Origin of the sequence: Nocardia sp. NPDC005825 (genome assembly GCF_040630175.1) — a bacterium.
Taxonomy (GTDB): Bacteria; Actinomycetota; Actinomycetes; order Mycobacteriales; family Mycobacteriaceae; genus Nocardia.
The window spans coordinates 32639-56342 of sequence record NZ_JBEXXC010000022.1 but is presented as its reverse complement, the minus strand read 5'-3'; the positions used below and the strand labels follow the sequence as shown (position 1 = coordinate 56342).

Here is a 23704-nt window from a genome sequence, read left to right as displayed (position 1 = left end):
GCGTCAGTCCATGGTCGGGATGACGAAGGCGTTGGACTCCTTCATGCCGGAAGGCCAGCGCTGCGTCACCGTCTTGGTCTTGGTGTAGAAGCGGATCGAATCCGGGCCGTGCTGGTTGAGGTCGCCGAAGCCGGACCGCTTCCAGCCGCCGAAGGTGTGGTACGCGATCGGAACCGGGATCGGGACATTGATGCCGACCATGCCGACCTGCACGCGGGCGGCGAAGTCGCGGGCGGTGTCGCCGTCGCGGGTGAAGATGGCGACGCCGTTGCCGTACTCGTGCTCGTTGGGCAGGCGCAGCGCCTCTTCGTAGTCCTTGGCGCGGACCAGCGCCAGCACCGGGCCGAAGATCTCTTCCTTGTAGATCCGCATCTCGGGGGTGACATTGTCGAACAGCGAAGCGCCGGCGAAGAATCCGTCCTCGCCGCCCTCGACCACCAGGCCGCGGCCGTCGATGACGAGCTCCGCGCCCTCGTCGACGCCGATCTGCACGTAGTTGTTCACGCGGTCCACACCGTCGCGGCCGACCAGCGGGCCGAAGTCGGCGCCCGGGTCGTCGGAGAGGCCGACGTTCAGCTTGCCGATGCGCTCGACGAGCTTGGCGCGCAGGCGATCCGCGGTCTCCTCGCCGACCGGCACCGCCACCGAGATGGCCATGCAGCGCTCGCCCGCGGAGCCGTAGCCCGCGCCGATGAGCTGGTCGGCCACATCGTCGAGGTCGGCATCGGGCATCACGATGGCGTGGTTCTTGGCGCCGCCGAAGCACTGGGCGCGCTTGCCGTTGGCGGTGGCGGTCTCGTAGATGTACTGCGCTATCGGGGTGGAGCCGACGAAGCCGACAGCCTTGATCCGCTCGTCGTTCAGCAGGGTGTCGACGGCTTCCTTGTCGCCGTTGACCACATTGAAGATGCCCGCGGGCAGTCCGGCCTCGAGGAACAGCTCGGCCAGGCGCAGCGGCACCGAGGGGTCGCGCTCGGAAGGCTTGAGCACGAAGGCGTTTCCACAGGCGAGGGCGGGTCCGGCCTTCCACAGCGGGATCATGGCCGGAAAGTTGAACGGGGTGATGCCCGCGACCACGCCGAGCGGCTGGCGCATGGAGTAGACGTCGATGCCGGTGCCGGCGCTCTCGGTGTACTCGCCCTTGAGCAGGTGCGGGATGCCGACGGCGAATTCGATGACCTCGAGGCCGCGCTGGATGTCGCCCTTGGCGTCGGCGATGGTCTTGCCGTGCTCGGCGGAGAGCAGGGCGGCCAGCGAGTCCATCTCGTCCTGCACCAGGGTCAGGAACTTCATGAGCACGCGGGCCCGCTTCTGCGGGTTGGTGGCGGCCCAGGCGGGCTGCGCGGCGGCGGCGTTCGCGATGACCGCCTCGACCTCACTCTTGCTCGCCAGCGGCACCCGCGCCTGGACCTGGCCGGTGCTCGGGTTGAAGACGTCACCGAATGTGCCGGAGGTTCCCGGGACGTGCTTGCCATCGATGAAATGCGTGAGTTCGCGAACCATGCCCATCTCCAAAATCTCAGCCTGTCTCGAAGCTTGCGCGCCGATTGCGCGGTATGTGGCGATCCTATAGTTGGACATCCAAGTATTGGCTGTGGGATAATTCACAGCACCTACAGGCTCTCCGTGCGGAGGATTGGCATGCCAGATCTGCATGTCCCGGTTGATCCAGTGCGGTTCGTGACCGCCGCTGCCCTCTTCGATGGCCATGACGCGGCCATCAACATCATGCGAAGAATCCTTCAGGCCCAGGGAGCCGAGGTGATTCATCTAGGACATAACCGGGCCGTGCGAGAAGTCGTGGACGCGGCCGTCACCGAGGACGTACAGGGGGTGGCGGTCAGTTCGTACCAGGGCGGGCACATCGAATACTTCGAGTACCTGGCGCAGGCCTTGCAGGAGGCCGGGGCCGGGCACGTGAAGATCTTCGGCGGAGGCGGCGGGGTGATCATTCCCGAGGAGATCGCCAGGTTGCGGGAGTCGGGGGTGATCATCTTCTCCCCCGAGGACGGGCAGCGACTCGGACTGCCGGGGATGATCAATCAGCTGATCTCGGCGTGCGACGAGGATCTTTCGCGCACGCCGGCCCCGGTGGACGCGGTGCTCAGCGGGGATCGGGCGGCCTTGGCCCGCACCCTCACCTGCCTGCAACAGGGGACGCTGCCGGAAGCCGACCTGGCCGCCCTGACCGCCGCGGCGGCGGCGCGGCAGGTGCCGGTACTCGGCATCACCGGGACCGGCGGCTCCGGAAAGTCCTCTCTCACCGACGAACTCGTGCGGCGGCTGCGCACCGACCAGCAGGACAAGCTGCGGGTCGCGATCCTGGCGGTGGACCCCACCCGGCGACGCGGCGGCGGCGCGCTGCTCGGCGACCGGATCCGGATGAACGCCCTGGACGGGGAACGCGTCTACTTCCGGTCCCTGGCCACCCGGGGCGAGCGCGAGGTGCCGAACAATATCGACGCCATGCTGATCGCCTGCAAGGCAGCGGGATTCGATCTGGTGATCCTGGAGACCCCCGGCATCGGGCAGGGTGACGCGGCCATCGCCGAGCACGTGGACGTGTCGCTGTACGTGATGACGCCGGAGTTCGGGGCGGCCTCCCAGCTCGAGAAGATCGACATGCTCGATTTCGCGGATGTGGTGGCCATCAACAAGTTCGAGCGGCGCGGGGCCGAGGACGCGTTGCGGGACGTGTCGCGCCAGCTGGTGCGCAATCGTGAGGACTTCCACGCCCTGCCCGAGGACATGCCGGTGTTCGGCACCAGCGCGGCCACGTTCAACGACGACGGGGTGACGGCGCTCTACCAACACCTGACCGGGCTGCTCGCCGAACGCGGACTGCCACTGCAGGAGGGCGTGCTACCCCGGGTGGAAACCCGCGCCTCGACGCGGTTCGCGCAGATCATTCCGCCCGCGCGGGTGCGCTACCTGGCCGAGATCGCCGAGACGGTCCGGGATTACCACGCGGCGACCGCCCGGCAGCTCGAGGCGGCACAGCGGGTGCAGCGCGTCGAGCAGGTGCTCGCCGAACTGCCGGACGACGAATCCGTGCGCGATCTGCTCGCCCGGGCCGAGCGCGAGCTGGCGCCCGAGAACGCCGCCCTGCTGGCGGAGTGGCCCGCTGTCGCCGAGTCCTATCGCGGCGAGGAGCAGGTAGTGCGGGTCCGGGGCCGGGAGCTACGGACCGCGCTGCGCCGGGAGACCCTGTCCGGCAGCTCGATTCCGCGGGTGGCGCTGCCCCGCTTCACCGATCACGGTGAGCTGCTGCGGTTCCTGCGGTCGGAGAATCTGCCCGGACGGTTCCCGTTCACCGCCGGGGTGTTCCCGTTCAAGCGGGACAACGAGGATCCGGCGCGCATGTTCGCGGGCGAGGGCGACGCCTTCCGCACCAATCGGCGGTTCAAAGTACTGTCCGAACACGCCGACGCCAAACGGCTTTCGACGGCGTTCGACTCGGTGACCCTGTACGGGCACGATCCGGCCGAGCGGCCCGACATCTACGGCAAGGTCGGCACGTCCGGGGTCTCCATCGCCACGCTCGACGATATGAAGGCGCTCTACGCCGGATTCGATCTGGACGCGCCCAGCACCTCGGTGTCCATGACCATCAACGGGCCCGCGCCGACCATCCTGGCCTACTACCTCAATGCCGCCATCGATCAAGCGCGCGAGGAGTTCACGGCCGAGCAGGGCCGCGAACCCACCGACGCCGAGGCCGCGGACCTGCGCGCCCGCACCCTGGCCACCGTGCGCGGCACCGTGCAGGCCGACATTCTCAAGGAGGATCAGGGCCAGAACACCTGCATCTTCTCCACCGAGTTCAGCCTGCGCATGATGGCCGACATCCAGGAGTGGTTCGTGCGCAACGGCGTTCGCAACTTCTACTCGGTGTCGATCTCCGGCTATCACATCGCCGAGGCCGGGGCGAACCCGATCAGCCAGCTGGCCTTCACCCTCGCCAACGGTTTCACCTATGTGGAGGCGTATCTGGCGCGCGGCATGGACATCGACGATTTCGCACCCAACCTGTCGTTCTTCTTCTCCAACGGGATGGACGCCGAATACTCGGTGATCGGCCGGGTGGCGCGGCGCATCTGGGCGATCGCCATGCGCGACAAGTACGGGGCGGGCGAGCGGTCGCAGAAGCTCAAGTACCACGTGCAGACCTCCGGGCGGTCGCTGCACGCACAGGAGATGAGCTTCAACGATATTCGCACCACCCTGCAGGCGCTGATCGCGATCTACGACAACTGCAACAGCCTGCACACCAATGCCTACGACGAGGCGGTGACCACGCCCACCGAGGAATCGGTCCGCCGGGCGCTGGCCATCCAGCTCATCATCAACCGGGAGTGGGGGCTGGCGATGAACGAGAACCCGCTGCAGGGCAGCTTCGTCATCGACGAGCTCACCGATCTGGTGGAGGAGGCGGTGCTGCGGGAGTTCGAGCGGATCAGCGAACGCGGCGGGGTGCTGGGCGCCATGGAGACCGGGTATCAGCGCGGCCGGATCCAGGACGAGTCCATGCTCTACGAGCGCCGCAAGCACGACGGGAGCCTACCGCTCATCGGGGTCAACACCTTCCGCAATTCGCACGAGGAAGAACACCGGGTGCTGGAGCTGGCGCGCGGCACCGAGGCAGAGAAACAGTCTCAGCTGCAACGGGTCCGCGATTTCACCGAACGGCATCGCGACGAGGCCCCGGCCGCGCTGGCCCGGCTCGCGGCGGCCGCGGCGGGCGACGAGAACGCCTTCGAGGCCCTGATGGACGCCTCGCGGGTCTGCACCCTGCAACAGGTGACCGACACCTTCTTCACGGTGGGCGGGCAATACCGGCGCAACGTCTGATCCGCCCCCACCAGCACATCGACAGCATCCCCGCTGGCTATTGAAATATAGCGGGGTGCTATCGATTTCACCTTCCAGTTCACACTGGCGAGTGCAGGTACCACTCAGGGCGCATGCCAATTTCCAAGTGGCAGCAACTTGTCGGCTATACCGGAATGGTTCGGTTCGATTGCAGCTGACAGGAAGACGATCATGCGTAGAACAACCGTGAGAACCACCGCCAAGCTCGCCACCGTCACCGTGTCGCTCGCCGCGGCGGCCACCCTGTTCGCGGGTGTGGCCTCCGCCGACGCGCCGGACAGCACCCCGACTCAGGCCGCGCCGGTCTCGGAGGGCATCCAGCTGGATCCGGTCACCACCAACCCGAATGCCATGTTCCCGGACCCGGCGCTGAACGGCGCTGCCGCGGGCGCGCTCACCGGCAGCGCGGGCGGTGCGGCCCTGGGCTCCGTCGTCGGCTCCATCCCCGGCGCGATCGGCGGATCCGCGCTGGGCGCCCTGATCGGTGGCGGCATCGGCGCCCTGGTCGGCCTGCTCGACCCGAACGCCATCCCGCAGGTCCTGCCGTGACGTTCGACTGACCTCCGGCTTCACCCGCTGTGCCGCGCCCACCTCGCCGGGCGCGGCACAGTCGTGTGTGGGTGTCCGATTCCATGGCCCGAAGCGGGTGCGCGTGAAACAATCCGGGGCAAGCTGACCCAGACGGAAGGCACCCCATGGATCTCGCGGGAATGACGGTCGTGGACGCGCACATTCATCAGTGGGATCCACTGACGACCCCGCGCGAATTCAGCGCGCTGGCCAAGCTGTTGCGGTACGTGCCCGTGCCGATCGACCTGGCCAAGCGATTCGCCCCCCGGCGCGATCGCGAGTTCGCCGGCGATCCCACCCCGGTCATGCATCCCTACCTGCCGCGCGACTACCAGTCCGACGCGGGCGACGTGCCGGTCGAGGCCATCGTGCACATCGAGGTGGAGTGGGTCGGCAACGGCCCGCTCGGGCCGGTCGACGAGACCCGGTGGGTGGCGAGCCTGCCGTGGGGCGTGGACACCCCCGCCCTGGGCGCGATCATGGGCGCGGCCGATCCGGTCGCACCCGAGTTCGCCGAACTGCTGGACGCGCATCTGGCGGCGTCCCCGCGATTCCGGGGCATTCGCTCCCGGGTCGAGTACCACCCGGACCCGGACGTGCGGAAGACCCGCAAGACACCGGGCACCCTCACCTCCCCCGCATTCCTGGACGGGTTCGGCGCGCTGGCCGACCGCGGGCTGGCGTTCGAGGCCTGGGTGTACTCGGGCCAGTTGCCCGAGGTGGCGGCGCTGGCCGAGCGGTATCCGGACACCACCATCGTGCTCAATCATCTCGGCACGCCCGCAGGCATTTTCGGGCCGGTCGGACGCCATACCGGCCGGAATCCGAGTGAGCGGCGAGAGCTGTTCGTGCGCTGGCGCGACGACCTCGCGGCGGTGGCGGCGCACCCGAACGTGGTGGCGAAGGTGAGCGGGCTGGCGATGCCGATTCTCGGGCATCCGGTCCCCCGGCGCGGCGAGCCGACGCCGGTTCCGGTACTGCTGGAACGGATTTCGCCGATGCTGGAGCACGCGCTCGACGTCTTCGGCGCCGACCGCCTGATCTGGGGCTCGAATTTCCCGGTGGACAAGCCGATTACGAGCATCCCCCATGCCGCGACCGCGGTGGCCACCGCGCTGGCGGAGCACGGGGCCGACGACAAGGCCATCGAGCAGGTGTTCCGCCGCAATGCCGAACGGATCTACGGCATCGACATGCTCTGAATTTGCCGGGTCCGGCCGTGGCGGCGCGTCGCGCTGGCTATCGTGATGCGCCATGGAGCGGATCCTGCGGATCGGAATGGGTTTCTGGGAGTCCCGGACCCTGCTCAGCGCCGTCGAACTCGGGGTGTTCACGGTGCTCGGGCATCGCCAGCTGACCGCCGAGCAGCTGCGGCGCGAACTCGGCCTGCACCCGCGGTCCGCCCGGGACTTCTTCGACGCGCTCGTCGCCATGGAGATGCTGCGCCGCACCGACGACCGGTACGCCAATACCGCCGACACCGCCACCTACCTGGACAGCAGCGGCAGCGAGTACATCGGCGGCTTCCTGGAGATGGCGGCGGCGCGGCTGTACCCCTTCTGGGGCCATCTGACCGAGGGCCTGCGCACCGGACTACCCCAGAACGAGGCCCGCGAGGGCCGCGACCTGTTCAGCGAGCTGTACCGGGATCCCGAGCGGCTCTACGACTTCCAGCGCGCCATGACCGGGCTGTCGCTGCCCGGCGCGCACGTCATCGCCGAGGTCTTCCCGTGGCAGCGCTGGAAGACCGTGGCCGATATCGGCACCGCCCAGGGCGCGCTGCTGCGCACCGTGCTGGAGACCAATCCGCACCTGCACGGCATCGGCTACGATCTGGCCCCCGTCGAGCCGATCTTCACCGATTACATTGCCCCGGTGGCGGATCGGAGCAGCTTCCGGGCCGGGGACTTCTTCGCCGAGGAGCTGCCCGAGGCCGATGTGCTGGTCTTCGGCCACATCCTGCACGACTGGGATCTCGACACCAAGCGCATGCTGCTGGAGAAGGCCTACCGCGCGCTGCCCGAGGGCGGCGCGATCCTGGTGTACGAATCCCTCATCGACGATGATCGCCGGACCAATCTGCCCGGCCTGCTCATGAGCCTCAACATGCTGATCGAGACGCCGGGCGGCTTCGACTACACGGCCGCCGACCTGCGCGGCTGGCTCGCCGACGCGGGGTTCCACGACCCGCAGACCGAGCACCTCGCCGGGCCCGAATCGATGGTGTGGGCGGTCAAATAGCGGCGAGCGGGGCCCGGCCGGGCATCGGTCAGGGCAGCGCCAGGTATTCCGCGCCGAGCAGATCGGCCGCGTGGCTCACGTGATCGACGATGCGGGCGGCGTCGGCCTCGATGATCCCGGCCCGCCAGGCGGTCAGCAGTTCGATGAAGCCGCCGATGCTCATCAGCACGCCCATGCGCAGATCGGATTCGTCGACACCCGGGCGCAGGTAGGGGCGGGCGGTGGCGATGAGCAGGTCGGTGGCCTCGGTGAGCAGGGCGGTGCGGCGCTGTTCGAGCACGCGGCTGCCGGAGTGATCGCCGAACAGGATGCGGGCCGGGCCCTCCGATTGCAGTTCCACGGCGCGGGCGATGGCCAGGTGCAGGATGCCCAGCGCGGGGTGCGCGAGATTGTCGGCGACCACGGCCGACAGTTCGCTCAGCACCTGGAATCCGACCTCGTCCCAGACCGCGCCCAGCAGGTCGTCCCGGTCGGCGAAGTGCTCGTAGAAGTAGCGGTCGTTGAGGCCCGCGCGGGTGCACACGCCGCGCATGGTGACCGCGGCCCAGCCGTGCTCGAGCCAGATGTCCAGGGCCGCCGCGATCAGCCGCTCGCGGCGTTCGGCCCGGCGCTGCTCCTGGGTGCGGCCACCCCAGGTCCCGCCACGCCGGGCGGGTGTCGCGGACAGGTCGGTCGTCGCCGTCGCGGGCACGTCCATAGTTGACAAAATAGCGCATCCGGAGCCTAATTGGTGGCAGGTGCGGCCAGTGGTGGCACACGCCACCACTTGACTGCCCGGATGGCACGCTCCCGGGAGTTCCCATGCGACTCAATCCTTTCGGCGGAACCCACCGCACTCGACAGGCGGACGCGGTGGTGACCGGTGCGGGCAGCGGCATCGGCCGCGCCTTCGCCCTCGAGATCGGCAAGCGGGGTGGACGGGTCGTCTGCTCCGACCTCGACCCCGACCGCGCCCGTGAGACCGCCGAACTGGTCGGCGACATCGGCGGCAAGGCCTTCGACACCGGCTGCGACGTGCGCAGCCTGGACCAGGTCAGCACGCTCGCGAACACCGCCGAGGAATGGTTCGGCAAGAGCCCGGACCTGGTGGTCAACAATGCGGGCATCGGCCGCGGCGGCACCGTCATCGGCGAGACCCCGCCCGGGGAATGGCATCAGGTGCTCGACGTGAACCTGTGGGGCGTCATCCACGGCTGCCACGTCTTCGCGCCCCGGCTGCGCGCCGCCGGGCACGGATCCATCGTGAACGTCGCCTCCGCCGCCGCCTTCGGATCCGCGCCGCGCATGGCCGCCTACAACGTGTCCAAGGCCGGGGTGCTGGCGCTGTCGGAGACGCTCGCCGCCGAGCTGTCCGGCACCGGCGTCACCGTCACCGTGCTCTGCCCGACCGGGGTGAGAACCAATATCCTGGAGGGCGTTTCGATCGGCGACGAGACCGTGCAGCTGTGGGGCGACCGCCTGCTGCGCTGGACCGGACGCCCGCCCGCGGCCATCGCCCGCGCCACCCTCGACGCCGTCGACCACGGTCAGCTGTACGTGGTCCCGCAGCTCGAAGCCAAGGCGATCTGGCAGTCCAAGCGACTGCTGCCCGAAACCTACACCCGCGCCGCCGGATTACTGGAGCGGCTGGTGCGGTAGCCACGCAACGAGGAGCAGAACAATGGCGTTCGCGTATTCCGACATGCTCACCGTCGTCCGGGACCGGCAGTGGGCGCTGGCCGACATCGACTGGGACGCACCGGGAGCCGAGCTCATCACCGAGGAGCAACGTCCGGCGCTGACCACCTTCATGGCCGATCTGGTGTGGATCGAGCACGTGGGCGCGCGCGGCTTCGCCGCCCTCACACTGCACGCACCGGACGGCCCGCTCAAGGAGATCTACCGGCACTTCCACGCCGAGGAGCAGAAGCACGCCAATGCCGAACTGGCGTTGATGCGCCGCTGGGGCATGCTCGACGGCGACGCGATGCCGCTGCCCAACAAGAACATTCAGCTCGTCATCCAGTGGCTGGACCGGTACGGCGACCACCTGTCGCTGCCGGTGCTGGGCACCGTCATCCCGTCCCTGGAATGCGCGCTCGACGGCGCGCTGGTCAAGTTCCTGCTCGACGAGGTCCGGGATCCCCTGTGCCACGAGGTGTTCCGGCACATCAACAGCGACGAGTCCCGCCACCTGGCCGTCGGGTTCCAGGTGCTCGAGCAGCTCGGTGCCGGACCGATGCGGCGCATCGCCATCGAGACGGCGGGGTTCGCGCTGCGGCCCAACCTGCTGATGGGGGCGCTGCTGTACACGCCGCTGCTGTCGCGCATGTCCACCAACATCATGGCCATGGGGCTCGACGAGGAGAAGCTCTGGAATGCCGTGCGCCGCTACGAGAAGGCCGGCGAACGCAGCCCCGACATCAAGCGGCTGCCGCTCTATCACGTGGTCCGCCTGCACGGCATGGCCACCATCAATCGCCTGCAACCGATCCAGGGCCTCAACGACGCCCTGAACAAAGCCATCGACAGCATCCCCGGGCGACTGCTGCGCCGCCGCACGCCGTCCTGGTCCAAGGCCCTGACCTACGAGCCGGTGGCGAAATGACCGCGCCGATCCGGGACGGTTCCGGCCGGGCCCGGGCCCCCTACACCGGGCCGACGCTGCACTGCGCGCACTGGCGGGATCAGCGCGAACTCGACGGGCTGCACGTCGCGGTCGTCGGCGGCGGCCCGGCCCTGGCCCGGGTGGTGCCGCCGGTCGTGGCCCGGGCCCGCCGGGTGACCGTCTTCCAGCGCGATCCGCTGTGGATCCTGCCCGCCCCGCCGCTGCCCGGCCTGCCCGCGCTGCTGCGTCTGGCGCCCGCGGACCTGCTCGCCGCGCTCCCCGGGCAGGCTGTGCTGCGCCGCGTGGCCGCCGCGAATCTGCGGGTGCAGATCGGGGATTCGTGGCAGCGGCGGCAACTCACCCCCGACAAGCCCGCCGGGGTGCGGGTGCACAGCCGCTACTACCGGGCGCTGCGGCAGCCCCATTGCACGCTCATCAGCTGGCCCATCGCCCGGCCGGCGCCGCTCGGGATTCGCACCGTGGACGGTGTCGAGCATCGGGTGGACTGCATCATCTACGCGGAGGACGCATCGTGACAAGGACCGTGGTCGATCATCAGATCGTCATCGTGGGAGCGGGATTCTCGGGGATCGGGACCGCGATCGCCCTGCGCAAGGCCGGATTCGACGACTTCGTCATGATCGACGAGGCCGACGGGCCGGGCGGGACCTGGCACTGGAACACCTATCCCGGTATCGCCGTGGACATTCCGTCGTTCAGCTACCAGTACTCGTTCGAGAAGCAGAACTCGTGGTCGCGGGTGTACGCGCCGGGCCGGGAGCTGAAGGCCTATGCCGAGCGGTGCGTGCAGAAGTACGGGCTGCGGCCGCGAATCCGGTTCGGCGCCACCATCGAACGCGCCGACTTCGACGACGACCTGCATCTGTGGCGGCTGCGCACCAGTGACGGCGACGAGCTGACCTGCCGCTTCCTCATCGGCGCGACCGGGGTGCTGACCCGCCCGAAACTGCCGGACATCGCGGGGGCGGAACGGTTCCGGGGCGTCACCATGCACACCGCGCGCTGGGATCACGACATCGACCTGCGCGGCAAACGGGTCGGGATCATCGGGACCGGGGCCTCGGCCATCCAGATCATTCCCGAGATCGCGCCGCTGGTGTCGGAACTCGTGGTCTTCCAGCGCACCCCGATCTGGTGCCTGCCCAGGCCCGACGCGCCCATGCCGCCGCTGGCCCGCGCACTCATGCGGCTGCCCGGCGGCCAGTTCCTCACCCGCTGGATCAGCCAGGCGTTCGTGGAACTGACCTTCCCGCTGTCGGCGCACTACTACAAGGTGCTGCCGATCGTGAAGCTCGGCGAGCGCACCGGGCTCGCGCACCTGCGGGATCAGGTGCGGGACCCCGAGATTCGCGCGAAACTCACCCCCGACTACGCGCTGGGCTGCAAGCGGCCGTCGTTCTCCAACGACTATCTGAAGACCTTCAACCGCGAGAACGTCACCCTCGAGACCGATCCCATCACCGAGATCACCGCGAGCGGCCTGCGCACCACCGGCCGCCACCACCAGGTCGACGTGCTGATCATGGCCACCGGGTTCAAGGTCATGGAGTCGGGCAATATGCCCACCTTCGACCTGCACGGCAGTGGCGGACTGCGACTGGAGGATTGGTGGGACACCCACCGGTTGCAGGCCTACGAGGGCGTCAGCGTGCCCGGGTTCCCGAACTTCTTCACCATCATCGGGCCCTACGGCTACAACGGGGCGTCCTACTTCACGCTGATCGAGATGCAGACCACCCACATCCTGCGGCTGCTCCGCCAGGCCCGCCGCCAGGCCGCCACCCGGGTGGAGGTCACCGCCGCCGCCAACGAGCGGTACTTCCAGGAGATGATGTCGCGGCGCGGCACCCAGGTGTTCTGGCAGGACAGCTGCACGCTGGCCAACTCCTACTACTTCGACAAGAACGGGGACGTCCCGCTGCGGGCCATGAGCACGCCCGAAGCCGCCTGGCGGGCAGCCCATTTCGACCTGAACGACTACACTTTCGCGGCGCCCGGCGGACGCCGCACCGATGATCGGCCCGCCACCCGGACGGCCACGGCCTAGCCCGGAGCGGGCCGACGAGCAGCCCTCAGCGGTCGAGCGATCGGTAGAGGTCGCGCAGTTGCCGCAGCCCGGCGGCGACGGACTGCTCGTCCTCCGCGGTCATGCGCAGGGCCTGGCGCAGCAGCACCGGGTCCAGATCGTCGGGGGCCGGATGGAATTCGGGGTCCGGCAGCGTGGGCAGCGCCGTGTGCTCGCCGTACAGGTCGCCGCAGTCGAGGGTCTCGCTCTGCAGCAGACCGCCGATGAGGTCGTCGAGCCGGATCCCGCGCAGGGTGAGCAGGTCGGTCGGATGCTCGTCGAGCCGCTCCGCCACCACGTAGCAGATGGCGGCCGCGTGCTTGCAGGGCCAGCTGTGATCCGGGCAGCTGCAGGAGAAGTCGAGTTCGGACACCGTCGTCGGCAGCAGCAGCGGGCCCAGCGCCCGGGGCAGCGTGCCCGCCGCGATCTCGCCCAGCATGCCCGGCGACTCGCGCACCGCGTCCGCCAGCTCCTCCAGGTGATGGCGGTCGAAGGTCCGCATGGTCAGCACGGAGACGAAGGGGCGGGGCTGACTGCCCTGCACCTCCGCGGTCACCATGCCCTCCTCGAGCCGGTAGTTGATCACCTGGCCGGTGCGGGCGTAGGAGCGGCCGCGCGAGAGCCGTCCGGCGTCCGCGACCTCCTCGACAGCGTCCAGAAACGCCCGGCCCCACCAGGTCCGGGCGAAGGCGGCGCCGCGACGGCTGCGCGCGGGCACCCCGCCGCGCACCGGGCGACGCTTGCCGTACCCGCCGAAGTCGATGACATCGTTCATTCGCCGACCGCCTCCGCTCCCAGCGCGAACAGTTCCCGCAGCTCCTCGTCGCCGAGTTCGGTGATCCAGTGCTCGCCGGCGCCGACGGTGAGATCGGCCAGCTGACTCTTGCCCTTCAGCATGTCGTCCACCCGCTCCTCGATGGTGTCGACGCAGACCAGCTTGCGCACCTGCACATCCCGGCGCTGGCCGATCCGGAAGGCGCGGTCGGTGGCCTGGTTCTCCACCGCCGGATTCCACCAGCGGTCCAGGTGCACCACGTGATTGGCGGCGGTGAGATTGAGGCCGGTGCCGCCGGCCTTGAGCGACAACAGCATCAGCGGCGGGCCGTCGCCGCCCTGGAAGTCCTCCACCATGGCGTCGCGGGCCTGCTTGCTCACCCCGCCGTGCAGGAACGGGACCTCGGCCCCGAAACGCTCGGACAGGAAGGGGGCCAGCAGTTTTCCGAACTCGGCGAACTGGGTGAACATCAGCGCGCGTTCCCCGTCGGCGATCACCGATTCCAGGATGTCCTCGACCAGCGCCAGCTTCCCGGACCGGTGCTGACCGCGGCGCAGCACCGCCGAACCGTCGTTCAGATAGTGGGCCGGATGGTTGCAGACCTGCTTGAGCCGGGTCAGCGCGGCCAGCACCGCGCCCTTGCGTTCCATGCCCTCGGCGGCCTTCAGCTTGGCCGACATATCGTCCAGGACAGCCTGATACAGCGCCGCCTGCTCCACGGTCAGGTTGGCCCGCACCGTCATCTCGATCTTCTCCGGCAGATCCGAGATCACCGCCGGATCGGTCTTGACCCGGCGCAGCACGAAGGGCGACGTGATGGCACGCAGCCGGGTGACGGCGTTCTCGTCGTGCTCACGCTCGATCGGGACCGCGAACCGGGCGTGGAACTCCGATGCCTTGCCCAGCAGTTTCGGGTTGGCGAAATCCAGGATCGATCGCAACTCCTCCAGGCGGTTCTCCACCGGAGTTCCGGTGAGCGCCAGGCGATGTCGCGCCGGGACCAGCCGGGCCGCCCGCGCCTGACGGGTCCCGGCGTTCTTGATGTGCTGCGCCTCGTCCAGCGCCACCCGCTGCCAGTCCTGCCGCTTCAGCTCCTCCACATCGCGGGCCAACAGGGCGTAGGTGGTGACCACCAGATCCGAATCCGCCACCGCCGCATCCAGTTCCGCGCCCGCGCGGCGGGCGGGACCGTGGTGCACCAGCACCCGCAGATCCGGGGCGAAACGTTCGGCCTCCCGCTGCCAGTTGCCCACCACCGACATCGGGCACACCAGCAGAGTGGGTCCGGGCGGCGCGGCGGCCGTCTCCCGCTCGTGCGCCAGCAGGGCCAGCACCTGCACCGTCTTGCCCAGGCCCATGTCGTCGGCGAGGATCGCGCCGCAGCCCAGGCGGCTCATGGTCGCCAGCCAGGCCAGGCCGCGCTGCTGATACGGCCGTAGCTGGGCCTTCAGGCCGACCGGGTCGGGGACGGGCTCGGTGGCGCGTTCACCGTCGAAAAGTTCCGCGGCCCAACCGGTCGCGGTGACCTCGTCCAGCGGCACGCCGATCACCGGATGCGCGGACAGTTCCGCGAACAGGCCGCCGATGGTGGTCTCGGTGCCGTCGGTGCGGCCCGAGACGTAGTCGGCGGCCGCGGCGAGCATGCGATGGTCGGCCTGCACCCAGTCGCCGCGCAGGCGCACCAGATCCGATTTCGCGTCCACCAGTCGCGCCATCTCCGCGGGCGTCAGCACCGTGTCACCCAGCGCCAGCTCCCACCGGAACGACACCAAACCCTTGAGCCCCACGGCGGTTTCGGTGGCCGCCGGGCTCTGCACCCGCAGCTTCATGGTCGGCGCGGCGACCCGCCAGGCGCGGGGCAGCATGAGGCGCACCCCGGCGGCGGCCAGCGCGTTCGCGCCGTGCGCCACCAGGTCCATGACCACCTCGGTCGGCAGGAACAGGTCCATGCTGCGCGGATCGCCGGGCAGGTCCCGCAGGCGCGGATACACCTCCTTGGCGGCGGCCAGCTTCTCCCCGGCCAGCCGGGTCAGCACCGGATCGCCGGGTAGCAGCACCGGTTGCGGCGCTTCACCTTCGACGCGCAGGCAGACCTCGAGCCGCCAGAGCTCACCCGGCTCGTCGCCGTCGGGTTCCAGCAGTCGCAGCACCAGATCCGGTTCGCCCGCGGTGAGGCTGGTCCGCCAGTCCTCGAGCACCGCCGCCACCCGATGCGAGCCGGTCTCCAGCGGTGTCGCGTCCAGCAGGGCCCGCAACAGCGGATGCGGCACCGAATCCGGCGGCGCGGAGCCGATCTCGGGGTCGCGTGCGGAAATCCATTTCCGGGCAATGGGATCGGTCAGCTCGGCGACCAGGTTCTCCAGGATGTCGGCGGGTCTGCCGTGGTCCTTCAGCGCCGAGGGCATGGCCACGGCCAGCTCGGCCAGCCAGGCCCGCTGCCGCTGCCCGCCCACCAGCCGCCACCGCGCCCACCATTCCCCGTCGTCGCGCCGGATCTCCGGCACGATCCGCCCCGCCCGCACCCAGCGCTCGATCCCCCGCGCCACATGCCCCAGATAGCGCAGATCCCCCGCCACCGGCCAGTGCGGCGGCAGCTCCCCCAGCAGCACCCGGGTCGCCGCCTCCGGGGCCAGCGCGTGCGCGCGCACCCGGGCCCGTTCCTGGCCGTACTCTCCCGCCAGCGTGACCTCGGCCCAGTGTCGCCACCTGGCCGCCCGCACCACCGACCGCAGCGGCTCGGGCAGCTTCTCCGTCTCGTCGGCGAGCACGAAGCCGTCCGGGTCGTGCCACAGCACCAACCCGGACCCGGGCGTCCACAGTCCGTGCAGCATCCGACCATCCAAGCAGCCCGCTCCGACAGGGCCCGCGCTACCCGCGAGTCAGGTCCCTCTTTATTTCTGATCGGATACGGCACATACTGGATAAATCCGCAGGTCACCGCAGGTCGGTGACACCTGTGTGCGCACCCGACATCACCGCGACCCAATCCGGGGCCGTGGCACTTTCGAGACCGTAGGGAGGCCGTGAAGATGACGATTCTGCTCCAAGTGCTCGAGCAGGCCTTCACGCCCACGACTTCGTGGGAACGGCGGAAATTCACCTTCGTGGATGCAGGCAAGATCGTGGGGATGCGCCTGGACGGGCAGTCCGGGGTGTGGCTGGATCTGTCCAGGCCCGGTGAGTCGCAGCGACTCGCCCGCACCCCGGATCCGCGCGACTCCATCACATTCCTGCTCACCGTCTTCGCCAAGATCGCCGAGTGCGAGGACCGGGGCGGCTCGTGGCTCATCGGGCACGACGGCGCGCACGTGGATTCCATTGCGGCCACGCGCTTTCCGCCACAACTGTCGGAAACGGCGGCCGACGACATCCTGGCGCACGCCTGGCTGTAACCCGCCGCGGGGGTGCGAAGTTCGAGTGACGGCCCGCTCCAGCGGGCGGTAGCGATACACCTGATGCCGTGTGGCTCAGAGGCGCGACTTCGCTGCTCGGCACGGTGGCCATCCTGTTCACGGTCCTGGGGTGCGGGACCGTCGGGCAGGTGACCCCCGCGCCGGGCAGCCCTACCCGCGTCCAGCTCGAACGCCTGCTCACCGCCGTGGTCACCGTGCCCACGCGGCCGCGACCCGGCGGCTACCAGCGTGGATGCGGCCACGGGCAGGGGTGTGTGTTCGGTCCGGCCTGGACCGACGATCACGACGGCCCGGGCGGGCACGACGGGTGCGACAGCCGCAACAGCGTGCTGGCACGCCAGCTCACCGAGGTGGTCCTGCGGCCGGGCGACGCCTGCGTGGTGGTCGCGGGGGCATTGAACGATCCGTACACCGGGCGGCACATCGCGTTCGAGCGGGCGGCGGCCAAGGCCGTGCAGATCGACCATGTGTATCCGCTGGCGGCCGCATGGGATCTGGGCGCGGCGGGCTGGCCGGTCGCGCGGCGGGTGCGGTTCGCCAACGACGTCGACTACAACCTGCTGGCGGTGGACGGAAAGACCAACCAGGACAAGGGCGATCGCACGCCCGGCGACTGGCTGCCGCCCGCGCGGGCGAATCGCTGCTTCTACGCGGGCAAGTATCTGACCGCCGCCGGCCGGTACGGGCTACCCGTCACCGCCGCCGACCGCGCCGCCCTCGCGGGCGTCGCCCGCGGCTGCCCATAGCGCGGCGAAATGCCGGTACGCCTGCTCGGCGGTCAGCTCCTGGGCCGGATCCATGACCGATTCGAGCAATCCGTAAAGCCCCCAGGAAAGAAAGGTGATCGCGACGGACGCCGCGGCGGGGTCCGTGCCCAGCAGCGGGGCCAGATGCTCGGTGAGCAGTTCGGCGTACATCTGCCGGATCGACCGCAGCACTGTGGCGTTGGCGCGCGGGCCGACCAGCGGCCGGTACACCTCGGGGTGGGCGTCGATCAGACGGAACAGGATCTCGATCGGCAGCAGCGGCGGCGGTGGGCCCGGGTGGCGGGCCACCCGCGCCGAAATCTCGGCCCGCACATACTCGATACAGCTGACCAGCAGCAGATCGTCCTTGTCCCGGTAGTGCGCGTAGAAGGTGGAGCGGCCGACATCGGCGCGATCGATGATGTCCCGCACCGTGATTCGCGCGTACGGGCGGGACAGCATGAGTTCGATGAGCGCCCGGTGCAGGGCCGCGCGGGTGCGGCGCACCCGGCGGTCGTCGACCGGGTCCGGAGCCGTTCCGGGACGGATCCCGGTTGAGTGTCCCGAAACGTACGCATTCGGGGAAACTGCTTCTGGCCTGGCATTTCCCATCCTTCGATGATGGAACGCATGACCCAGAACAAGCAAGTGTCCGATATCGACACCCGGTCCGTCGGAGCCCTGATCACCTGGCCGCGCGGCTACACCCTGCTCACCGACGTCTTCTTCCTCGGCCGCGGCGGCAGCCTGGCGCGGCACTTCGCCACCACCGCGGGCATCCGGCCCGGCGATCATGCCATCGACATCGGCTGTGGTCCGGGACGGCTGGCCAATGAGCTGGCCCGTCAGGCGGGGCCGCACGGGCGGGTGGTCGGCGTCGATCCGTCCGCGCCGATGATCGAGTACGCCACCGCCCACGCCGCCGCGAACTGCGTCTTCGAACTGGGCGCGGCCCAAGCCCTGCCCCATCCCGACGCATCCTTCGACGTGGCGACGTGCACCTTCGCCATGCACCACATCGCCGAGGCGGATCGGAACGTAGCGCTGGCGGGCTTCTTCCGAGTGCTGCGCCCCGGCGGCCGCCTGCTGCTCGCGGACACCCACCCGGCGACCACGGGCGTGCGCGGACTGGCGATTCGCGCCATGGCCGGGCTCGCCGCGCATCGCGGCGGCCGTGATCACGGGCACGGCGACAACGGTCACGGTGGAGCCGAAGGTCACGGGCACACGCACGACGGCCCCGGCGACCCGCTGGCCGCGGTCGATGTCCGCCGCTACCGCACCGCGTTGACCGAGATCGGTTTCACGGCAGTCGAATTCCGCACCGGCCCCTTCGCGACCGGCATCCTGACCGCCGTCAAACCCGAGTGAACGGTCGAACCCCGGGGATCAGGCCGGTTCCGCGCCGGTCGCGGCCGGGCGCTTGGGGTCGTTGGACCACTGCGACCACGAACCCGGGTACAGGGCGGCGTCGATCCCGGCCACGGCCAGCGCCGCCACCTGGTGGGCGGCGGTGACCCCGGAGCCGCAGTACACCGCGACCGGTCCGGAGCCGAAACCCGCGAAGCGGGAGGCCAATTCGGCGAGCGGCCGGAAATGCCCGGCGGTAGTGAGGTTCTCGGCGGTGGGCGCGCTCACGGCGCCCGGAATGTGGCCCGCGCGGGGATCGACGGGCTCGGTCTCGCCGCGGTAGCGCTCGCCCGCGCGGGCATCCAGCAGCAGCCCCGGCCAGCCGGCCGCGCCATCGGCGTCGATGGTCGGCATGTGGCCGGGAGACAGCACCACCGTGCCGGGTTCCGGATCGGGCTCGTCACCCGCGACGACCTTGCCCCCGGCCGTCTCCCAGGCAGGCAGCCCGCCGTCGAGGATGCGGACATCGGCCAGCCCGGCCCAGCGCAGCAGCCACCAGGCGCGCGCGGCGGCCATGCCGCCGGTCGCGTCGTAGACCACCACGGTGTCGCCGTCGGAGACGCCCCAACTCCGCGCGCACTTCTGCAAGTGCGGCAATTCCGGCATGGGGTGGCGGCCGTGCGCGGCCGACGGCGGATCGGCGAGTTCGGTTTCCAGATCGACGAAGACCGCGCCCGGAATATGCCCGTCCAGATAGTGCTGCGGCCCGTCCGGATCCCCGAGCGCCCACCGCACATCCAGCAATCGCACCCGGCTCCCGCCCGCTCCCAGCAGGTCCGCGAGCTCCGCAACCGAAATCAGCACCGAACTCAAGCCAACTCCTCTTCGCCGATTCACCGCATCATGACGTCGATCGCCTCCACCCTAGCCAGCCCCGGCCGTCCTCCGCAGCCGCGCGCCCCGGCGCGACGGATTTCTCCACACCGTCCGCGCAACAGCGCGATTCGGGCATCAGGCCTGGGCCGGGGGCAGGAACCAGCGGACAACCAGGCCCGCGACCAATGCCCAGAAGGCGGCGCCGACACCCAGCAGGGAGATGCCGGAGGCGGCCACCAGGAAGGTGAGGGCGGCCGCGGACCGATGCGCGGCGGGCGTGAGCGCGGCGGTCAGCGCGCTCGCGAGGGTGGCGATGAGGGCAAGTCCCGCAACGGTTTCCAGCACGCCCTTCGGAGCGGCGGCGACCAGCGCGACCAGCGCGCCCGAGGCCAGCGCGAGCAGCAGATAGGTGCAGCCCGCGGTGTAGGCCGCGACCCAGCGGCGCTTCGGATCCGGGTGCGCGGACGGGGCCGCCGAGAGCGCGGCGCTGATGGCGGCCAGGTTGATGGCGTGCCCGCCCGCGGGTGCGCCCAGCACGGTGCCCAGACCGGTGACGGTCATGGCCGCGCGCCACGGCACCCGATAGTCGAAGGTGCGCATGACCGCCGTGCCCGGAATGTTCTGCGCCGCCATGGTCACCACGTACAGCGGCACCGCGACGCCGATCAGGGCCTGCCAACTCCAGTGCGGCACGGTCCATTCCACCCGGGGCAGCATGGCGGACAACTCCAGGCTCCGGTGCCGCACGGCGATGTCGATGCCCGACCCGACCGCCGCGACCGCGAAGGCCGCCAGCACCGACCAGCGCGACGCGAAGCGTTGCAGCACAAGCCAGGTCACGATGACCGGCACCACCACGGCCGGGCTCACCGGCAGCGCCTTCACCGGCGCGAGGCACAGCGGCAGCAGCACCCCGGCCAGCATGGCCTGCGCGATCTCGACCGGAATGGCGGCGATGAGCGCACCCAGGCGGTCCCAGAATCCGGTCAGCACGATGAGTCCGCCGGCCACCGCGAACGCGCCGACCGCCGCGGCCCAGCCGCCCGCCACCGCCCCGGTGCTCGCCAGCAGGGCCGCGCCGGGTGTGGACCAGGCCAGCGTGATCGGCATCCGATACCGGCGGCTCAGCACCAGCATGCCGACCGCCTGGGTCACGCACACCGCCAGCAGGCCCGACGCCGCCTGCGCCGACGTGGCTCCCATGGCGGTGAGACCCGCCAGCACCACCGCGAACGAACTGGTGAAACCGACCAGCGCGGTGACGATTCCGGCTCCGATCGGCTGCCCGGGCCCGGCCGCCGGTGGGCTCTCGACCTCGGCGGCGGGAGTGACGCTGGTGCTCATGGGGCTATCGTCGCGGTCCAGTCACCCGCAGGTCTGCGGCCAATCAGCCGAAACTGGACTGAATTACGCGCGCCCGCCGGCCGCCAGCCGTTCCAGCAGCGGCGTGATGCGCGGCCCGACCAGCGACTGCATGACCAGCGCCATATTGGTGCGCTCCACGCCCGGGATCTTCAGGATGCTGCCCGCCACGCGGTACAGATCCTCCGCGTCGGCCGCCACCACCCGGACCGTCAGATCGGTCGGCCCGGTCATGCCGCAGACCTCGGTGACCTCCGGGATCTCGGCGAGTTCGGCCGCCACCGCGTCGAGCCGATGCTGGTCCACCACCACCGCGACGAAGGCGGCCAGGGAGTAGCCGAGCGCCCGCGGGTCCACCCGGCGCTCGAACCCGGCCAGCACCCCGCTCGCCTCCCAGCGCGCCAGTCTGGCCTGCACGGTATTGCGGGAAAGCCCCAGGCGGGCGGCCAGTTCGACACCGGTCGCGCGCGGGTTCGCGACCAATTCCAGCAACAACCGGGCATCGGTGGCGTCCAGCGGCGCCGGATTGGGCTCCCTGCTGCTCATGAGGATCAGTATGACACCGACAAAGGCGAATCGACCGTGCATTCTGCTCAGTTCTGCGCGTCAGACTTGCGCAGATCGCCATGCGGAGGATGCTTGTGGTACAGGACACACATTGGTTTGCCACACGGACACAATCCCGCGGTCGAAGCGATGTCACCCGGTGTCAGGAGGCGATACCCATGCCCGACAAGAACACCTATCCGGTCCAGCTCATCCAGCCCGACGGACAGCGCGTCCACGATCGCGGGCACGCCCCGCTGATCGCCGATATCGACGGCCCGCGCCTGCGCGCCCTCTACACGGACATGGTCGTGGCCCGGCGCATCGACACCGAGGCCACCGCCCTGCAACGGCAGGGCCAGCTCGGACTGTGGCCCCCGCTGCTCGGCCAGGAGGCGGCCCAGATCGGCTCGGCCCACGCCCTCGAAGCCGACGACTACGTGTTCTGCAGCTACCGCGAGGCCGGCGTCGCCTACTGCCGCGGCGTCGCACCCGAGGACCTCACCCGGCTCTGGCGCGGCGCCGCGCACTCCTGCTGGGACGCCGACGCGGTCAGGATGACCAATCCCGCCATCGTCGTCGGCTCGCAGGGCCTGCACGCCACCGGCTACGCCTACGCCGCGCACCTCGAGGGCGCGGAGATCGCCACCATCGCCTACTTCGGCGACGGCGCGACCAGTCAGGGCGATATCGCCGAGGCGCTCGGCTTCGCCGCCACCTGGTCGGCCCCGGTGGTGTTCTTCTGCCAGAACAACCACTGGGCGATCAGCGAACCGGTCCGGGTGCAGAGCGCCACCCCGATCGCGAATCGCGCCCTCGGCTACGGCATCCCCGGCGTCCAGGTCGACGGCAACGACGCGCTCGCCGTGCTGGCCGTGACCCGGCAGGCGCTGCGGCACGCGCGGGCGGGCGGCGGACCCAGCTTCGTCGAGGCCATCACCTACCGGATGGGCCCGCACACCACCGCCGACGACCCCACCCGCTACCGCACCGCCGCCGAACTCGAACTCTGGCAGCGCCGCGACCCCATCGACCGGATGCGACGGCTGCTGGAACGAGAGAACCTGTGGGACAGCGCCTTCGCGGCGACGGTGGCCGAACGCGCCGACGACGTCGCCGCCCGGCTGCGGACCGCCACCCTCACCATGCCCGACCCGGACCCCGACCAGCTCTTCGACCACGTGTACGCCACCCCGCATCGGCTGATCGAGGAAGAACGCCGCGAGTACGCGGCCTACCTGGAGGGAGTCGGACGATGAAGACCACGTTCGCCGGAGCGATCAACCACGGGCTGCGCCGCAGCCTGGAGGACGATCCCAAGGTCGTGCTCATGGGTGAGGACATCGGCCGTCTCGGCGGCGTCTTCCGGGTCACCGACACGCTGCAGAAGGATTTCGGCAACAACCGCGTCATCGATACTCCGCTGGCCGAATCCGGAATCATCGGAACCGCTTTCGGAATGGCTTTGCGGGGTTTGCGGCCGGTCTGTGAAATCCAGTTCGATGGATTCGTGTATCCGGCGTTCGACCAGATCGTCTCGCAGGTCGCGAAAATTCACGCCCGGACCCGCGGAAAAGTGGTCGCGCCCATCACCATTCGCATTCCGTTCGGCGGCGGCATCGGGTCGGTGGAGCACCACTCGGAATCGCCGGAGGCGTATTTCGCGCACACGGCGGGGCTGCGGGTGGTGTCGCCGAGTAATCCCGCGGACGCCTATCTGATGATCCGGCAGGCCATCGCCCTCGACGATCCGGTGATCTTCTTCGAGCCGAAACGCCGGTACTGGGACAAGGCCGAGGTGGATGTCGAACGGCTCGACCACGACGGCGGAATCGCGCTGGACCAGGCGCGGATCTGCGCGGCCGGGGAGGACGCCACCATCGTGGCCTACGGCGGCACCGTCGCCACCGCGCTCACCGCCGCCGATATCGCGGCGTCGGAAGGACATTCGATCGAGGTGATCGATCTGCGCAGCCTCTCGCCCATCGATTTCGACACCATCGAGGCCTCGGTGCGGAAAACCGGGCGGCTGATCGTGGTGCACGAGGCGCCCGTATTCGCCGGGCTGGGAGCCGAAATCGCGGCCCGGATCACGGAACGCTGTTTCTACCATCTGGAATCGCCCGTATTGCGCGTCGGTGGCTTCGACATCCCCTATCCCCCGGCTAAGCTCGAGCGGCACCACCTGCCCGACCCCGATCGCATTCTCGCCGCGGTCGACCGCACGCTCGCCGCTTAACCCGCTCGCCGCACGAATGGTTACCGCACGGAGGAAGCCCG

General features: G+C 69.8%; 21 protein-coding genes. 13 read left to right on the top strand and 8 right to left on the bottom strand.

What is annotated here, in order from left to right:
- Positions 1-3: 3 nt before the first annotated feature.
- Entirely contained in the window at positions 4-1503 is a 1500-nt protein-coding gene (locus ABZ382_RS34310; protein WP_357097739.1) for a CoA-acylating methylmalonate-semialdehyde dehydrogenase, read from the bottom strand.
- Positions 1504-1641: 138 nt separating this feature from the next.
- On the opposite strand from ABZ382_RS34310, the gene icmF reads away from it, so the two are divergent.
- From icmF to ABZ382_RS34290, 4 genes are all read left to right on the top strand, one after another.
- Positions 1642-4851, top strand: a complete 3210-nt coding sequence (icmF, locus tag ABZ382_RS34305; RefSeq protein ID WP_357097737.1) for a fused isobutyryl-CoA mutase/GTPase IcmF — start codon at positions 1642-1644, stop codon at positions 4849-4851.
- A 192-nt stretch (positions 4852-5043) separates the two neighbouring features.
- Positions 5044-5421 carry a hypothetical protein gene (locus ABZ382_RS34300; RefSeq protein ID WP_357097735.1) on the top strand — a complete coding sequence of 126 codons (378 nt, stop codon included), beginning with the start codon at positions 5044-5046 and terminating at the stop codon, positions 5419-5421.
- Between the two features lie 146 nt (positions 5422-5567).
- Positions 5568-6644, top strand: a complete 1077-nt coding sequence (locus tag ABZ382_RS34295) for an amidohydrolase family protein (protein WP_357097733.1) — start codon at positions 5568-5570, stop codon at positions 6642-6644.
- Positions 6645-6696: 52 nt separating this feature from the next.
- Complete coding sequence (locus ABZ382_RS34290; protein ID WP_357097731.1) at positions 6697-7683, top strand: methyltransferase; 987 nt, start codon at positions 6697-6699, stop codon at positions 7681-7683.
- Positions 7684-7711: 28 nt separating this feature from the next.
- Here ABZ382_RS34290 and ABZ382_RS34285 read toward each other — a convergent pair whose 3' ends face one another.
- On the bottom strand, positions 7712-8350 hold the full coding sequence (locus ABZ382_RS34285) for a TetR/AcrR family transcriptional regulator (RefSeq protein WP_357097814.1): 639 nt from the start codon (positions 8348-8350) through the stop codon (positions 7712-7714).
- A 134-nt stretch (positions 8351-8484) separates the two neighbouring features.
- Here ABZ382_RS34285 and ABZ382_RS34280 point away from each other — a divergent pair, with 134 nt between their 5' ends.
- Genes ABZ382_RS34280 through ABZ382_RS34265 form a run of 4 tightly spaced genes read left to right on the top strand, consistent with a single transcriptional unit; the run spans position 8485 to position 12338 of the window.
- Positions 8485-9321, top strand: coding sequence for an SDR family NAD(P)-dependent oxidoreductase (locus ABZ382_RS34280; protein ID WP_357097729.1), 837 nt, complete (start codon positions 8485-8487; stop codon positions 9319-9321).
- Between the two features lie 22 nt (positions 9322-9343).
- Positions 9344-10270 carry a ferritin-like domain-containing protein gene (locus tag ABZ382_RS34275; RefSeq protein ID WP_357097727.1) on the top strand — a complete coding sequence of 309 codons (927 nt, stop codon included), beginning with the start codon at positions 9344-9346 and terminating at the stop codon, positions 10268-10270.
- Positions 10267-10806, top strand: a complete 540-nt coding sequence (locus ABZ382_RS34270) for a hypothetical protein (RefSeq protein WP_357097725.1) — start codon at positions 10267-10269, stop codon at positions 10804-10806. Before ABZ382_RS34275 ends, ABZ382_RS34270 begins: the two co-directional genes overlap by 4 nt.
- Positions 10800-12338, top strand: a complete 1539-nt coding sequence (locus ABZ382_RS34265; RefSeq protein WP_357097811.1) for an NAD(P)/FAD-dependent oxidoreductase — start codon at positions 10800-10802, stop codon at positions 12336-12338. The genes ABZ382_RS34270 and ABZ382_RS34265 overlap by 7 nt, the downstream gene beginning before the upstream one ends.
- Positions 12339-12363: 25 nt before the next feature.
- Here ABZ382_RS34265 and ABZ382_RS34260 read toward each other — a convergent pair whose 3' ends face one another.
- Both ABZ382_RS34260 and ABZ382_RS34255 read right to left on the bottom strand, forming a co-directional pair.
- Positions 12364-13131 (bottom strand): SWIM zinc finger family protein, encoded by a 768-nt coding sequence (locus ABZ382_RS34260; protein ID WP_357097723.1) that lies wholly within the window; start codon positions 13129-13131, stop codon positions 12364-12366.
- Complete coding sequence (locus ABZ382_RS34255) at positions 13128-15962, bottom strand: DEAD/DEAH box helicase (protein ID WP_357097721.1); 2835 nt, start codon at positions 15960-15962, stop codon at positions 13128-13130. Before ABZ382_RS34255 ends, ABZ382_RS34260 begins: the two co-directional genes overlap by 4 nt.
- Positions 15963-16160: 198 nt before the next feature.
- On the opposite strand from ABZ382_RS34255, the gene ABZ382_RS34250 reads away from it, so the two are divergent.
- Together ABZ382_RS34250 and ABZ382_RS34245 are read left to right on the top strand one after the other, a co-directional pair.
- Positions 16161-16523, top strand: coding sequence for a hypothetical protein (locus ABZ382_RS34250; protein WP_357097719.1), 363 nt, complete (start codon positions 16161-16163; stop codon positions 16521-16523).
- A gap of 104 nt (positions 16524-16627) precedes the next feature.
- On the top strand, positions 16628-17290 hold the full coding sequence (locus ABZ382_RS34245; protein WP_357097808.1) for an HNH endonuclease family protein: 663 nt from the start codon (positions 16628-16630) through the stop codon (positions 17288-17290).
- Here the strand turns inward: ABZ382_RS34245 and ABZ382_RS34240 are convergent.
- Entirely contained in the window at positions 17231-17797 is a 567-nt protein-coding gene (locus ABZ382_RS34240; RefSeq protein ID WP_357097717.1) for a helix-turn-helix domain-containing protein, read from the bottom strand. The two genes, ABZ382_RS34245 and ABZ382_RS34240, sit on opposite strands and share 60 nt — an antisense overlap.
- Before the next feature lie 123 nt (positions 17798-17920).
- On the opposite strand from ABZ382_RS34240, the gene ABZ382_RS34235 reads away from it, so the two are divergent.
- Positions 17921-18661: a class I SAM-dependent methyltransferase gene (locus ABZ382_RS34235; RefSeq protein ID WP_357097715.1), complete on the top strand. Its 741-nt coding sequence runs from the start codon at positions 17921-17923 to the stop codon at positions 18659-18661.
- A gap of 18 nt (positions 18662-18679) precedes the next feature.
- Here ABZ382_RS34235 and ABZ382_RS34230 read toward each other — a convergent pair whose 3' ends face one another.
- The 3 genes from ABZ382_RS34230 to ABZ382_RS34220 form a co-directional block, all read right to left on the bottom strand.
- Positions 18680-19501, bottom strand: a complete 822-nt coding sequence (locus tag ABZ382_RS34230; protein ID WP_357097805.1) for a sulfurtransferase — start codon at positions 19499-19501, stop codon at positions 18680-18682.
- 150 nt (positions 19502-19651) lie between these two features.
- On the bottom strand, positions 19652-20860 hold the full coding sequence (locus tag ABZ382_RS34225) for a benzoate/H(+) symporter BenE family transporter (RefSeq protein WP_357097713.1): 1209 nt from the start codon (positions 20858-20860) through the stop codon (positions 19652-19654).
- A 63-nt stretch (positions 20861-20923) separates the two neighbouring features.
- Positions 20924-21424, bottom strand: a complete 501-nt coding sequence (locus tag ABZ382_RS34220) for an Lrp/AsnC family transcriptional regulator (protein WP_357097711.1) — start codon at positions 21422-21424, stop codon at positions 20924-20926.
- Between the two features lie 179 nt (positions 21425-21603).
- Between ABZ382_RS34220 and pdhA the strand changes: the two genes are divergently transcribed.
- Entirely contained in the window at positions 21604-22683 is a 1080-nt protein-coding gene (gene pdhA, locus ABZ382_RS34215; RefSeq protein ID WP_357097709.1) for a pyruvate dehydrogenase (acetyl-transferring) E1 component subunit alpha, read from the top strand.
- Positions 22680-23663: an alpha-ketoacid dehydrogenase subunit beta gene (locus tag ABZ382_RS34210; RefSeq protein WP_357097707.1), complete on the top strand. Its 984-nt coding sequence runs from the start codon at positions 22680-22682 to the stop codon at positions 23661-23663. The genes pdhA and ABZ382_RS34210 overlap by 4 nt, the downstream gene beginning before the upstream one ends.
- Positions 23664-23704 lie beyond the last annotated feature (41 nt).

Excerpts from the sequence above, each read along its gene's own strand:
- ABZ382_RS34290 (WP_357097731.1), top strand. The coding sequence starts at position 6,697 with ATGGAGCGGATCCTGCGGATCGGAATGGGTTTCTGGGAGTCCCGGACC.
- icmF (WP_357097737.1), top strand. The coding sequence starts at position 1,642 with ATGCCAGATCTGCATGTCCCGGTTGATCCAGTGCGGTTCGTGACCGCC.
- ABZ382_RS34235 (WP_357097715.1), top strand. The coding sequence starts at position 17,921 with ATGACCCAGAACAAGCAAGTGTCCGATATCGACACCCGGTCCGTCGGA.
- ABZ382_RS34250 (WP_357097719.1), top strand. The coding sequence starts at position 16,161 with ATGACGATTCTGCTCCAAGTGCTCGAGCAGGCCTTCACGCCCACGACT.
- ABZ382_RS34270 (WP_357097725.1), top strand. The coding sequence starts at position 10,267 with ATGACCGCGCCGATCCGGGACGGTTCCGGCCGGGCCCGGGCCCCCTAC.
- ABZ382_RS34275 (WP_357097727.1), top strand. The coding sequence starts at position 9,344 with ATGGCGTTCGCGTATTCCGACATGCTCACCGTCGTCCGGGACCGGCAG.
- ABZ382_RS34260 (WP_357097723.1), bottom strand. The coding sequence starts at position 13,131 with ATGAACGATGTCATCGACTTCGGCGGGTACGGCAAGCGTCGCCCGGTG.
- ABZ382_RS34225 (WP_357097713.1), bottom strand. The coding sequence starts at position 20,860 with ATGAGCACCAGCGTCACTCCCGCCGCCGAGGTCGAGAGCCCACCGGCG.
- ABZ382_RS34295 (WP_357097733.1), top strand. The coding sequence starts at position 5,568 with ATGGATCTCGCGGGAATGACGGTCGTGGACGCGCACATTCATCAGTGG.
- ABZ382_RS34310 (WP_357097739.1), bottom strand. The coding sequence starts at position 1,503 with ATGGTTCGCGAACTCACGCATTTCATCGATGGCAAGCACGTCCCGGGA.
- ABZ382_RS34280 (WP_357097729.1), top strand. The coding sequence starts at position 8,485 with ATGCGACTCAATCCTTTCGGCGGAACCCACCGCACTCGACAGGCGGAC.
- ABZ382_RS34210 (WP_357097707.1), top strand. The coding sequence starts at position 22,680 with ATGAAGACCACGTTCGCCGGAGCGATCAACCACGGGCTGCGCCGCAGC.
- ABZ382_RS34220 (WP_357097711.1), bottom strand. The coding sequence starts at position 21,424 with ATGAGCAGCAGGGAGCCCAATCCGGCGCCGCTGGACGCCACCGATGCC.
- ABZ382_RS34300 (WP_357097735.1), top strand. The coding sequence starts at position 5,044 with ATGCGTAGAACAACCGTGAGAACCACCGCCAAGCTCGCCACCGTCACC.
- pdhA (WP_357097709.1), top strand. The coding sequence starts at position 21,604 with ATGCCCGACAAGAACACCTATCCGGTCCAGCTCATCCAGCCCGACGGA.
- ABZ382_RS34255 (WP_357097721.1), bottom strand. The coding sequence starts at position 15,962 with ATGCTGCACGGACTGTGGACGCCCGGGTCCGGGTTGGTGCTGTGGCAC.